The organism is Streptomyces sp. NPDC002386, from assembly GCF_053593175.1.
This window is the reverse complement of sequence record NZ_JBSFBX010000017.1, coordinates 190,565-203,718: the sequence shown is the minus strand read 5'-3', so window position 1 is coordinate 203,718 and position 13,154 is coordinate 190,565. Positions and strand designations below refer to the sequence as shown.

General features: G+C 73.8%; 8 protein-coding genes. 4 read left to right on the top strand and 4 right to left on the bottom strand.

Going from position 1 to position 13,154, the window contains the following annotated elements; genetic code table 11:
* Positions 1 to 295: 295 nt before the first annotated feature.
* Entirely contained in the window at positions 296 to 2,173 is a 1,878-nt protein-coding gene (locus tag ACWCPN_RS29750; protein ID WP_451212248.1) for an HEXXH motif domain-containing protein, read from the top strand.
* Positions 2,174 to 2,270: 97 nt separating this feature from the next.
* On the opposite strand, the gene fxsT is transcribed toward ACWCPN_RS29750, so the two are convergent.
* The 4 genes from fxsT to ACWCPN_RS29730 all read right to left on the bottom strand — a co-directional run bounded on the left by fxsT (position 2,271) and on the right by ACWCPN_RS29730 (position 10,466).
* Complete coding sequence (gene fxsT, locus ACWCPN_RS29745) at positions 2,271 to 6,644, bottom strand: FxSxx-COOH system tetratricopeptide repeat protein (RefSeq protein ID WP_451212245.1); 4,374 nt, start codon at positions 6,642 to 6,644, stop codon at positions 2,271 to 2,273.
* Positions 6,641 to 7,795, bottom strand: coding sequence for an AAA family ATPase (locus tag ACWCPN_RS29740; RefSeq protein WP_451212242.1), 1,155 nt, complete (start codon positions 7,793 to 7,795; stop codon positions 6,641 to 6,643). Before ACWCPN_RS29740 ends, fxsT begins: the two co-directional genes overlap by 4 nt.
* Entirely contained in the window at positions 7,792 to 9,282 is a 1,491-nt protein-coding gene (locus ACWCPN_RS29735; RefSeq protein ID WP_451212239.1) for a VMAP-C domain-containing protein, read from the bottom strand. Before ACWCPN_RS29735 ends, ACWCPN_RS29740 begins: the two co-directional genes overlap by 4 nt.
* Positions 9,283 to 9,386: 104 nt before the next feature.
* On the bottom strand, positions 9,387 to 10,466 hold the full coding sequence (locus ACWCPN_RS29730; RefSeq protein WP_451212237.1) for a phosphorylase family protein: 1,080 nt from the start codon (positions 10,464 to 10,466) through the stop codon (positions 9,387 to 9,389).
* A gap of 165 nt (positions 10,467 to 10,631) precedes the next feature.
* Here ACWCPN_RS29730 and ACWCPN_RS29725 point away from each other — a divergent pair, with 165 nt between their 5' ends.
* The 3 genes from ACWCPN_RS29725 to ACWCPN_RS29715 are packed head-to-tail and all read left to right on the top strand — an operon-like array spanning position 10,632 to position 13,071.
* Positions 10,632 to 11,756 carry an ABC transporter ATP-binding protein gene (locus ACWCPN_RS29725; protein ID WP_451212234.1) on the top strand — a complete coding sequence of 375 codons (1,125 nt, stop codon included), beginning with the start codon at positions 10,632 to 10,634 and terminating at the stop codon, positions 11,754 to 11,756.
* Entirely contained in the window at positions 11,753 to 12,406 is a 654-nt protein-coding gene (locus ACWCPN_RS29720) for an ABC transporter permease (protein WP_365128813.1), read from the top strand. Before ACWCPN_RS29725 ends, ACWCPN_RS29720 begins: the two co-directional genes overlap by 4 nt.
* The gene (locus ACWCPN_RS29715) at positions 12,403 to 13,071 is read left to right on the top strand and encodes an ABC transporter permease (protein ID WP_199212503.1); all 669 of its coding nucleotides are present in this window, start codon (positions 12,403 to 12,405) and stop codon (positions 13,069 to 13,071) included. Before ACWCPN_RS29720 ends, ACWCPN_RS29715 begins: the two co-directional genes overlap by 4 nt.
* Positions 13,072 to 13,154 lie beyond the last annotated feature (83 nt).

Genomic DNA, 13,154 nt, shown 5'->3' with positions numbered 1-13,154 from the left:
CCCGGCACGCACTCTCGCCGCACCGGCCGGAAGCCCGAGTACACCCGGTACGAGGGCATCCGGCCGGCACGCCGAGAGCACGCACCGGACGCCGCGACGCCCGCCCTGCGGGCGAACGACGCGACTTCGCGGACACGACCTGGCGCCGACCGCCGGTGCCCCGGCGCCGGGTGCGTGACGCCGTGCCGGACGGCCGCGCGGCGCGGCGCCGTCCGGGGCGCCGCGAGCCGGTGAGCCTTTCCGGCCACAACACCGCACACCACCTGTCCTGAGCCGGTCCATGGTGAGGAGAACCATGTCGGACGCGGGCACCACCCTCCCCGGCGGGCAGAACGGGGCCGGACCGGACTCGTGCCCGGCCCCCGGGGCACGCCATCTGCTGCGGGGCGGGCACTTCCTGCAACTCGCTCAGGGCGGCGGCGGACGGGACGCCGTCGCCGCCCTCCGCTCCGCGCAGCGCAGCCGCCGGCTGGTGCTGCTGCGCGCGCTGGTGGAGAGCGCCGACCGGTACGCCCCGTGGCACGCGTCGCTGCCCGCCGCGCAGGAGGCCTGGGAACTGCTGGCCGACGCCGAGACGGCCGACCGTGGGGCCGTGGAATCCGTCCTGCTCCATCCCAGCGTGGGCAGCTGGCTGTCCCGCACGCTGCGCGAGCTGCGCACCGAGGCAGACGCCGGGCCCGCGCCCGCGGTGCTGGGGGACGCCGCGCGGGTGCACGCCCTGGCCGCGGCGGCGGCCCTCCGGGCCCGTGTGCCGTTCCGCGCCGTCGTCCCTCTCACGGAGCGCGGCGTGCTCCTTCCCTCCCTGGGATACGCGACGCTTCCCGAAGACCCCGCGGACCCCGTCGCCGAGGTCTTCCGCCACCACGGCGGCTCCGGGGTGCGGTGTTCCTCGGGAACCGTCCCCTTACCCGCCGACCTCACCCGCGACGCCCCCGGGTGGTGGGCGCTGCGGCGGCTGCGGGCACCCGGCGTGGAGCCGGCCGGCGCACCGCTGCTGGACGATCTCGACCCCTGGAGGCACTTCCTGCGCCGGCTGCCGATCGCGCGGCTGGACGAGGACGAGACGCGGCGATGGCGACGCCTCTACGAGGACGCCTGGCCGCTGGTGGCCGGACAGCGCCGGATCGATCCCGAGGGTCTGGCGGACTGTCTGCTGGCCGTCACCCCGCTGCCCGATCGCAGCCCCGCCGAGGTCTTCAGCGGCAGCGACCCCGAGGCGTTCGGAGGGCTGCTGCTGACCAGACCGGCCAGGCCGGTGGACCTGGCCGTCGCCCTGGTCCACGAGGCACAGCACAGCAAACTCAGCACGCTCATGGACCTGGTCGCGCTGATGCGCGGGGGGCGCGAGGAGACGTACTACGCGCCGTGGCGCGCGGACCCCAGACCGCTGCGCGGCATGCTGCACGGCGTCTACGCGTTCCTCGGCGTGGCCGCCTTCTGGTTCGCGCTCAGGGAACGGCCCGGCACCACGGACGCCGAGCGCGCGGCCGCGGACTTCGAGGGCGCGCTGCGCAGGGGACAGGTGGAGGAAGGCCTGGGCACGCTGTGGGGCCACGCGGTGCTGACCCACGCCGGCGAACGGTTCCTGCGCGTCATGGAGGGCACGCTGGCCGCCGTGCTGAAGGAGACGGTGCCCGCGGCGGCGGCGCTGGCCGCCGAGGAGGCCCGCGACGACCACCGGATGGTCTTCCGGCTGTCCCAGCTGCGCTGTGCCGGCGCTCAGGCCGAGGCCTGGGCCGACGCCCTCGCCGACGGCACCCCGGCACCGCCCGCGTTCCCCGACGTGACGCTGCGGACGGGACCGCTCACGCCCGACGTCCGCACCCGGCTGGTGCGGATCCGCATCGGCGACCGCGAGCGCTTCGAGGGCCTGCGCGCCGATCCGGGCAGCGTCGGTGCCTCCGCGGCGGACTACGCGTGGGCGGCGGGGGACCACGGTGCCGCACAGGCCGGATACCGCCGCCTGATCGCCGAGAACCCGGCCGATCCCGCCGCCTGGGCCGGACTGGCGCTCAGCCTGCCCGAGGGCCGGGCCCGCGGCATCCTCCTGCACCGGCCGGAACTGGTGGCCGCCGTGTACCGGCTGCTGCTGCTTCGAGGCCGCCCGCGGCCCCCGCACACCCTCGCCGCCCTGATCGCCGAGGCGGCCGACCGGGGCGCGACGGCCGGCTGAACCGGCGTGAACCGGACGGCCGGGCAGGCGGCCGGCCACCGCCCGCGGGGCGGTGGCCGACGCGGCCGGGCCGCCCGGTGTGCCGGGCGGCCCGCCGTCAGCGGTGCACCTCCACATCGCAGTCCGCGCGCATGCCGCGGGCGCATCCCACGGTGGCCGGGTGGCTGTTGCCCAGGACGGAGCGATAGCCCTCCAGCGTGTCGGCGTGCAGGCGCTGGGCCTCCTCGCCGCGGCCGAGGGCGCGCAGGTCGAGCGACAGGTTCATCGAGCACGCGAGCGTGGCCGGGTGGTCGTCGCCCAGCCGCTCCCGGCACAGGGGCAGCGTGCGCTCGTCGAGCGCGAGCGCCTCGGCGTAGTCGGCGAGCGTGTAGTGGTCGCTCGCCAGGTTGATCGCGATGCCCAGCGAACCCGGGTGCTCCGCCCCGAGAGCGGCACAGTGCGCCTCGTACGTCTCGCGGTCCGCCGCGAGCGCCTCGTCCACCTCGCCGATCAGCCGCCGCGTCACCGCCAGGTCGGCGGCGGCGGCGAGCGTGTAGGGATGCCGCGGTCCCAGCAGGTCCCGCAGCGTGTTCAGGCACTGTTCGCCGACGGACCGGGCCTGCTCCAGGTCCGCGTTCTGCCGCAGGTCCATCGAGAGGTTGAGCACGGTCGCGGCCACGTTCAGGTTCCGCTCCCCGAACTTGCTCCGGTACTGCCGCAGGGTCTCCTCGTTCAGCTCCAGCGCACCGGCGTGGTCCCCGGCCTTGCGGCGGGCCACGGCGAGGGTGCGGGCGGCGATCAGACTCACCGGGGCGGCGCGGTCCTTGATGACGTTCCGGACCCGCTGCAGGGTCTCCTCCTGCATCTCCCGGCTGCGCAGGTAGTCACCGGACTCCCGCACGTCGATGGAGAGGTTGCTGGTGATCAGCAGGGTCAGCAGGGCGTCGTACCCGAGCGACCTGAGGGCGGCGTCCCGGGCCTGGGAGTCGATGTCCCGGGCCTGCGTGTACTTCCCGACCAGCCGCAGGGCCAGGGCGTAGTCGTTGGCGGCGGCCAGCAGCGTGGGGTCGCCGTCCTCGAACACGCGGACGGCGCGGCGCCAGCGGTCCTCCTCCAGCTCCACCGATGCGCCGAAGTCGCCGCGGATCTGCATGCTCTGGGACACCGAGCCGATGGCTGCGAGCGTGTCGGGGTGATCGTCCCCGACACTGTCGCGCAGCAGGCGCAGGCTCTTGTCGTTGAGCTCCGAGGCCTCCCTGAAGTGGCCCAGGGCGCGCAGGGTGTGCCCGAGCGTCCCGGCCACGTTGAGCGTCTGCAGGTCGGTGTCGCCGCGGCGGGCGGTCCAGGCCTCGACCACCTCCCGGCCGTACTCCGCACAGGTGAGGTTGTCCCCCGAGCGGTGCAGGTAGCGGATGATGTTGACCACCATGTCCCGCACCCAGCCGTCGTCGCACTCCAGGGCGCGCGAGAAGCGGGCGTGGACGAGCAGTTCCGCGTAGCGGGGCCAGTTGGCGGGCGCCACGTCCACCGGGTCGTAGTTGGCGAGCAGGATGTGCGCGGCGTGGCGCATGTCGGCCTGCTCCTGGAGGGACATGCGGCCCACGAGGACGGCCCGCACCAGGCGGTGCATCTGGACGGTGCCGTCCCGGTGGTTGATCCTGATCAGGGAGTACCGGTTGATCTCCCGGATCGCCTCCCCGAGTTTGACCGGGCTGCGCAGCACCTGGGTGAGTTCGGCGGGCAGTTCGACCCCGCGGACGCCGGCGAAGATGCGGCGGGGGATCGGCTCGGGCGCGAAGAACGAGCAGACCTGGAGGAGCTGGTGGGCGCCGGGGTGCCGCTCGGCCAGCCGGCCGAGGGACATGTTCCAGGCGGCGGCGACCGGTTCCGGGTAGTCCACGGGGACGCCGGCGGCCAGCAGTTCGCTGCGCTGGGAGTCGAGGTCCGCGCGTTCGTCCTCGAAGATGTGCAGGTACTCGTCCGCGGGCATGCCGGTCTCCGACAGCCAGGCGGCGGCCTGCTCCAGGGCGAGGGGGAGATTGCCGAGGGCCTGGGCGATCCGGGCCGCCTGCTCCCGCTGCAGCTCGGGGCCGCGCCGGGCGAGCAGCTCGATGCTCTCCTCGGTGGTGAAGACGTCGATGTCGACCGTCCGCGCGATGCGGCCCCACTGTGCGTTGCGTGAGGTCACGAGGATCCTGCCGGCGTTCTGTGCGGGGAAGAACCGCCGCACCACGTCGGGGTCCTCGGCGTTGTCGAAGACCAGCATCCAGCGGCGGTAGGGGCGGCCGGAGCCGAGCGCGGAGAGCACCGTCGCGATGGTGATCTCCTGCTCGCCGCCCGTCTCCAGACCCAGGGCCGCGCCCAGCTGGGTGAGCGACTGCCGGATCTGCTCCGGGCGCTCGGCGGAGATCCACCAGATGACGTCGTACTCCGGCGCGTGCTGGTGCACGTACTCGATGGCGATCTGCGTCTTCCCGACACCGCCCAGACCGTGCAGCGCCTCGGGCAGTACCGCGGTCGCGCCCTCCGTGGTCAGTCTCTGGTGGAGCGCCGCGAGTTCTCTCGACCGCCCGGTGAAGCTGGGGTTGCGGGGCTGGACGTTCCACACGGCCGGGTCTCCGGCCCGACGCTCCTCCGTCGGCGGAGAGCTCCGGACGAGGGGGACTGACACTGGTGCTCCTCTTATCGAATCATCTGACACATCGGGTAAGTCGTGCAGGCCGGTCGGCGGCGCGTCCGCCGGTTGATCGCCCGCCGTTCCGGCTTGGGGTCGATCCGTGCCCGAATTGCGGCTATTGGTCACGTTTATCACCTCAGACTGGTCGGTCTGGGCCGGGTGAGCGGAAGTGGACTGCTCCAAGCGGCTTCGGAGCACGCGCGAGGATTCCAGGTACGGGCCGCTCAGTGCCCTGGTCACCTTCACCTGAACGTGGGCGTACGGGATGAGCCGTTCGGGTAACGGGATGTCGCCCGGGGAGGCCCGCGGGTCGTCCAGCAGTGCTCCGAGCGCTTGCAACGGCTGCCACTTGCGGCCCAGCCGTTCCAGGGTGCTGCGCAGCAGATAACGCGTCTCGTCCCTCGACTCGGCCGCCGAGAGCATCAACTCCCGTACGCCGTCGTGGAATTCGTAGGCGACATCCAGTTCGTCGAGCGGGTCGGGGCCGACCCTGCGCAGCAGGCCGCCCAGCATGACCTCGGCCAGTTCGCCGGGGCCGGTCCGCGCTCCGCCGGTGCGCAGCAGATGCTCCATGGTGGGGATGTTGAGCGGGACGGCGGCCAGGCGCGCGGCCAGTTCCCAGGCCGCCGGGCTCGCGTCGGCCCGGAACCGGGACACCCGCTCCATCGGGTCCCGCGGCGGCTCCGGGACGGCGGCCGGGTCCGGGTGGCGGCCCGCGCCGGGGGTGGTCACCCACACGTCGTGCGCGCCGGTCGCCAGTCCCGTGGCCAGCCGGGACCAGCGGCCGAGCCACGCCGGGGCCAGTTCCAGCACCGGGACGACCGCGGTGTCCGTGCCGCCGCGCACCTGCCAGGTGCTGTTGGGCGCGCCGGGCCCCGGGACGCGGACCCGGGCCAGGTGGGCGGGCAGGCCGGTGCGGTGCCACACGGCCTCGCCGAGCACGTTCACCACGGCCACCGTGGCGTGCCGGGCCCACTCCGCCAGCAGATGCGCCGCCCGTCCGCCGCGCCAGCCGGGCCCGACACCGTCGGTCACCAGGAACACCACCTGGCGCCCCCGGTCCGGGAGCCGCACGGTCAGCGGCGAACGCCCGACGCGCCAGGGCGGATCCGGGTCCGCCAACCGGTCCCCGTCGAGGGTGTGCACCCGGATGTCGCGGAAGGCGCCGGTGTGCCGCAGGACCTGCTCGAACTCGGCCACCGTGCGCCGCCACACGGTCATCGACGAACTGACGTCGGCGACCAGCACGGCGTCCATCCACCGCTCCCGCAGGGGCCGGAACTGCGGAACCCAGCGGAGGCTGAGCGCGGTGGACTCCGCGGTCGCCTCCTCGTCCAGTTCGGTCCGGGTGGCCGACGCGGTGGCCCGTTTGAAGGGGCGTAACGCCCGGGCCAGCTCGCGCGCCCGGATCGCGGGCCGGGCCGCCCGGTGCACCGGCGCGTGCGGACCGCCGGCGGACGGGACGCCGTCCGGTGCCGGACCGGCCGGGGCACCGAGCAGTGCGTCGGCCCGTCCGGTGCCCTTCGGGTCCGGGGCGTACGTCGGCGGGCCCGCCTCGTCCCCGGCGCCCCGCTCCGGCGGTGCGGGGGAGGGCGGGGCGCCGTGCTCCTCCTCCGCCCCCCGGGTGTCGGCCGGCGGCGGATCGGCCGCCTCCGGCTCGGACCGGGCCGGCTCGGGGCCGTCCGCCCCGCGTTCGCCGGTGCCCTCGCCCGCCCCGACGGCCAGCAGGACCAGCGCGTCGGCGATCTCGGACCACGAGGCGCCGAACGATCCCGGGTCCGCGGGGGCCGGTTCGGTGCCGCCGTCTCGCGTCACGGCTCTCTCACGCCGTCGAGCCGGTGCCAGACGGCCCGCAGCAGTGCCTCCCAGTCGGCGCCACGGGAGTAGGCGCCGGACGTCGCGAGCCAGATGGAGTTGAGCAACTGGTCGGTGGCCAGGCCGTTCTCCTGCGCGCTGCGCTCCGCGAACAGGCGGATGAGCTCCGCGACCCGGGGATCGTCGTCCCGGGAGCCGAGATGCGCGGCCACGATGTCGGCCAGCCGGTCCCGCTCGGGTTCCCTGACGTGCAGGTGCAGACAGCGGCGCAGGAAGGCGGGCGGGAACTCGCGTTCGTCGTTGCTGGTGACGACGACCAGCGGGAACTCCCGGCACCGGACCCGGCCGTCCCGGATCAGCACCGTGCGGTCGGGGTCGTCGGACCGCACCTCCACCACCGGCCGGTGGCCGCGCAGCCGGGCCAGCTCCGGGATGGTGAACTCGCCCGCCTCGAAGACGTCGAGCAGGTCGTTCGGCAGGTCCATGTCGCTCTTGTCGAACTCGTCGACGAGCAGTACCCGGGGGAGCGCGTGGGGCAGCAACGCCGTCCCCAGCGGGCCGAGTTCGAGGAAGGCGCCGATGTCGGACGACGGCGCGTCACCGGCACCGGACGGCGCGTCGGCCGGGGCCGTCGCCCCGGAGTCCGAGGTGGCCGCCGCGTGGATCCGGCCGACCGCGTCGTAGCGGTACAGACCGGAGGAGAGGGTGGTCCGGGACGTGATGGGCCAGCGCAGCACCCGCCCCAGCCCCAGCTCGCGGCTGATCCGGTAGGCCAGTGACGACTTGCCCGTGCCGGGGCGCCCGGTGACCAGCAGGGGACGGCGCAGGATCAGCGCCGCGTTCACCAGGTCGACCTCGGTGGGGTCGGCCACCATGCCCTCGCGGGTCGCCCCGAGCCTGCGCCGCAGCTCGGCCTCGTCCTGCGGCGGCGCGGGCGGCTCCACCGGCGCCTGCGCCCCGCCGGTCCCGTCCCCGTTCGCGGACGCGGAGGAACCGGTGAACGTCCGCCAGGGCGGGGCCCCGGGCAGTACGTCGGCCAGCTCGATGTCATGCAGCGGCAGGCCGGTGCCCCGGTAGATCCACCAGGGCCGCGGAAGGCGCGCGGAACCCGCCCCCGTGCCGTTCCCCTCGAATTGGGCAGCGCCGGTCATCGACCGTCCACCCCCTGGTCCGGTCCCGTCAACGGCTGAGGGCTCTCGACCGGCCTCGTCGGGTCGTCCCACAGGAGTACCAGATGGTGCCCCGGATGATCGTCGCGGCCGTTCAAGGAACCCCCGTGGGCTTCGGTTCGCAATTCTGTCACGGCCTCGCGGAGGCCTGAAAGGTCGCGGAGCAACGCGTTGTCCGACTGCACAACGTCCGGCGGTGTGCTCAGGTCACGTGTGTCCCGTGAATCCCACAGGAGGGCGGGAACCCCGCATCGCAGGGCGACGAGTGCTTCCTGCGCCCCCTCGCCGGCCCCCTCCGGCGGCCGGGACAGCACGAGGCACCCGACCGACCTGTCCCCCTTCAGGCGGGCGTCGAGTCCGGAGACGTCCCCGCGCCGCGGGTCCTCGGCCCGCCGTCCGCCCACCACCAGCGGGCGGGCCAGCTCGGGGGTGTCCCGGACGGCCGCCCAGCGCTGCCGCCAGGGCCGGTACCAGCGGGCCGTCCGGCTGCGCTGCAGGCTGCGCACGACGACGCAGTACCCGACGCTCAGGTACGACACCGGATCGCTGTCCAGCTCGGTGCGGAAGCGGTGCACCGGAAGGGTCAGATCGTCCGTGCCCAGCAGGAACTCCACGTGGATGCGGTCGGCGTCCCGGGCCCAGTCCTCGTCGGCCGCGAACACCAGCCGCTCGACCTCGCGTTCCGCCTCGGCCGCCGTCACCTCCACGCTCCCCTCCTGTCGCGGACGCCAGGAGTCGGGGGCGTCCGGGTCGTAGTGGCGCCACGAGGTGAGCAGATAGCGCCCCGGTTCCTCCCGGCGCAGCAGCCGCACCACCAGGTAGGCGTTGCCCGGTTCGGGGCTGGACGCGTAGGCGGCCTGCTGGCGCAGGCTGCGCAGCTCGGTGAGCAGGGAGAGGGCCTGCGCCTGGGTGTCGTTCCAGGCCCGCAGCGTGAAGCTGCGGTCGTGCGGGGCCTCGGCGGCCACGTACTCGACGAAGGCCAGGGTGGGCGGCAGCCCGTCCGGGCGGGCGTTGAGCCGGCTCAGCCCCTCGAAGGCGCTCCAAGCGTCCGGGTAGGGGGGAACCGGGCGCAGGTCGGCGACGGCCCTGCGGCACAGCGACGGCAGGTTGGGCGGCGCGAGCCCGTCGAGCAGCGGCCGCAGTGAGAGGACCTCGTCGACCGGCAGCGCGGGGTCGGCCAGCAGGTCGTCGGTGAGCGCCCGGATCTCGTCGACGTCCTCGCCGAAGGCCCGCAGCGCCTCCAGCAGCGCCCGCATCGTCCGCGGGTTCTCCAGGCAGACCGAGGCGAGTTCCAGAAGGAAGTAGTGCGCCACGTCGTACTCCCGGACCGGCGCGGGCGTGCCGAGCTCCTTGGCCATGAGCCGCAGGCACAGGGCCCTGGAGCCGCGCTCCTGCAAGCTCGCACACCTGCCCAAGGCTTCCGCAAACTCCCGTACGAGTCCGAGACCGCCGCCCCCGTAGGCAGTCATCTCTCATCCCTTCGTGGCCGTGCACTCTTCCACAGCCCTCGACCCGGGCCAAGCGGTTCGGGTGAACGCCCGGCAACTGTTCATTTTCCCAACACAGTTGTCATTCAAATAAGTTGACGATCCGTCAAGTATTCGCGTACCTCCTCGACCGCCGGGGTTCCGGGCCACAGGGCGTCCAGCGCCTCCATCAGCGACTCCCACCCCCGCATCGACTCGCAGGTGCGCAGCAGCGACAGCGCCTCCAGGCGGACGCTGTGCTGGCGGCTGGTGAGGACGCCGATGCCGGGCAGGGCGTCCAGGAGCTGCTGCCAGGCGGCGGGTGCGCCGATGCCCGGCACGTCGAGCAGCAGCGTCGTCAGCTCGCCCAGCTGCCGGGTGGACAGGGCCGCAGTCCGGGGCGTTCGCGCCGCCGGTGGTGCTGTTGGTGCCGGGGCGTCCAGGCAGGCCAGCAGTTCGAAGGCGAACGCGGCCGCGTGGCGCGCGGCTACGGGCTGCCAGTGGGTGTCGTGGGCCGCGTCCTTGTCGCCCAGCAGATCGGACACCCCCCGGACGACGAGAGCCCCCACCTGCGGATTGGTCCGGGCGGCCGTGAGCAGCCCGAGCCCCTCCGTCTCCACGGCCAGTGTGTCGCCGGCCACCTCGGCGAGCAGCCTGCCGGACGCCGACTCGGCGTGCGCGACCACCTTCGAACCGGCGGCCAGCGCGCCCACGTACGCGGCCGGGGTCCGCTCGGGCGGCGGCTCGACGCGCCGCTGCCAGTGCCGGTCGGCCGCGACCAGCCGGGCCCGCTGCACCAGGGCGAAGGCCGACGGCCAGGACTTGATCCGGGGCCGGAAGACGTCCCGCTCGTCCCGGCCGCTCTCGTAGCCGTACACGGTGTCCGCCACGACCACGTCGCCGAGCCGCGCGTCCTTGCGGCCGCCCGCCACGCCCACCAGGAGCAGGACCGAGGGGCGCAGCCGGGCGATCGCGCGCTCGGCCAGCACGGCCGCCAACTCGTTGCCCGGCCCGGCGAGTTGAACCCCGACGGTGAGCCGGCCGTGGTGGCCGGCGAAGTGGCCGATCTCGTGGACCGCGCCGTCGGCCGTGCGCCTGTCGCGGCCGGGTTCCAGATGGGCGACGACGGCCCGGTACTCGCATTCGATCGCCGTCAGCACGAACGCGTCGACCCTCTCCGCCCGCACTGACCGCCCCCTCCCCATGCCCGGACCCCCATGGTGAGGGATCCGCGTGAGCAGGGGAACCGTCCGGGAGGCGGGTACTCGCCCGCCGACGTGCCGCGACGTCCGACGTCTAGACTTCCCGGCAACGGCCAAGGCTCCGCCAGAAACCGAAGGGTACGCAACGTCTTGATACGGATCGACGCAGTCACCAAGCGATACCCGGACGGCACGGTGGCCGTCGACAGACTCTCCCTCGACATCCCGGACCGCGCGATCACCGTCCTGGTCGGCCCCTCCGGCTGCGGCAAGACCACGACGCTGCGGATGATCAACCGGATGGTCGAGCCCACCGAGGGCGGCATCCTCCTCGACGGCCGGGACATCCGGCAGCAGCCGGTCAACACCCTGCGCCGCTCGATGGGCTACGTCATCCAGAACGCGGGTCTCTTCCAGCACCGCACCATCGTCGACAACATCGCCACCGTGCCCCGCCTGCTCGGCTGGGGCAAGCAGAAGGCCCGGGCGCGGGCGGCGGAGCTGATGGAGCGGGTCGGGCTCGACGGCTCGCTCGCCAAGCGGTACCCGTACCAGCTCTCCGGCGGCCAGCAGCAGCGGGTCGGCGTGGCCCGCGCCCTCGCCGCCGACCCGCCGGTGCTGCTGATGGACGAGCCGTTCTCCGCCGTCGACCCGGTCGTGCGCAAGGGGCTGCAGGACGAACTGCTGCGCATCCAGAACGAACTGGGCAAGACGATCGTCTTCGTCACCCACGACATCGACGAGGCGATCAAGCTGGGCACGACGGTCGCGGTGCTGCGCACCGGCGGCAGGCTCGCCCAGTTCGCGCCGCCCGCCGAACTGCTCACCGCCCCCGCCGACCCGTTCGTGGAGGACTTCCTCGGCGCCGACCGGGGCATCCGCCGGCTGTCCTTCTTCTCCTCCGCCGGACTCGAGCTGCAGACCGGGCCCGTCGTCCCGCTCGACGCCGACGCCGAGCGGCTGGCCGCCGGCGGCCCGGCGCCCTACCGCCTGGTGACGGACGCCGACGGCAGGCCGCTGGGCTGGGGCGCGCCGGACGAGCTCACCGCCGGGGGGATCGACCGGGACCGGCTGCTGCCGTACGGGCGGCCGTTCCTGCCCGGCACCGACTCGCTGCGCACCGCGCTCGACGGGGCCGTACTGTCGCCCTCCGGCTGGGCCGTGGCGGTGGACGGCGAGGGCCGCGCCGTCGGCGTGGTCTCGCAACAGGTCATCGGCGAGGCGATCCGCGCGGCCCACACCGAGGACCGCCAGGACGCGAAGGCCGCGCGATGAACGGCTTCTTCGACATCCCGAGCGACCTCCAGTACGGCTACTTCGGCCTGATCGGCCTGCATCTGCGCGAGGCGCTGCTGCCGGTGCTGGCCGGGCTGCTCGTCGCGCTGCCCGTCGCCCAGTTCTGTGTGCGGTTCCGCTGGCTCTACGCCCCCGTGTTCGGCGTGACCACGGTGCTCTACGCCGTCCCGTCGCTGGCGTTCTTCGTGCTCCTCATCGACTACACCGGCATGACCGAGACCACGGTGATGATCCCGCTGGCGGTGTACAGCCTGGTGGTGCTGGTCCCGGCGATCGTGGACGGCGTCCGCTCGGTGCCGCCGGAGACCCTGGCCGCCGCGACCGCCATGGGGCTGGGGCCCGTACGGCGTTATCTCCAGGTGCAGCTGCCCATCGCGGTGCCCGCCATCATCGCGGGGCTGCGGGTCGCGGCCGTCTCGAGCATCTCCCTCGTCAGCATCGGCATGCTGATCGGCAACCAGGGCGCGCTCGGCAATCTGCTCAACGACGCCCAGATCTACCACCGGCCGCCGCTCGCGGTGAACTCCGTGCTGACCACCGCGGTGCTGGGCATCCTCGTGGACGCCGCGCTGGTCCTGGTCCGGGCCCTGCTGACCCCCTGGATGCCGCGGAAGGGTGCCACCCGGTGAACGTATTCGACTTCGCCCACGCCTTCTTCGGCGACGGCGCCCACTGGCACGGCCAGGACGGCATCCCCACCCGGGTCGGCGAGCACGTCCTGTACTCCCTGGAGGCCGTCGGGATCGCCGCCCTGATCGGGCTGCCCGTCGGACTCGTGACCGGTCACCGCGGGCGCGGCGGCAACGCGCTGGCGTCCATCGCCACGGCGGGCCGGGCGCTGCCCACCTTCGGCCTGCTGGTGCTGATGTTCACCTGGTTCGGTTTCGGTCTGCTGCCGGTGATGATCCCGCTGGTGGCACTCGCGGTGCCGCCGATCCTCGTCACCTCCTACGAGGCGGTCCGCTCCGTCGACCCGCCGCCGGTGGACGCCGCGCGGGGGATGGGGATGCCGGAGGCGCGGATCCTGCTGCAGGTGGAACTCCCGGTGGCGCTGCCGCTGGTCCTCAGCGGTCTGCGGACGGCGGCCATCCAGGTCGTCTCCACGGCCACCATCGCCGCCTACGTCAGCTTCGGCGGCCTCGGGCGGTACATCATCGACGGCCTGGCGCAGAGGGACTACGAGAAGGTCGTCGGCGGTGCCACCCTGGTCGTCGGGATGGCGCTGGCGACCCTGGGGGTGTTCTGGGCCGTGTCGAGGATCGCGGTCTCGCCGGGGGTGCGCAGGAGCGGCTGACCCGGCGTTCCGTCACCATCCGCCCCCAACCGGTCGCGGATCGAAGCCAATCGGTGACCCGAGATCACTTGACTGAGTCAGAA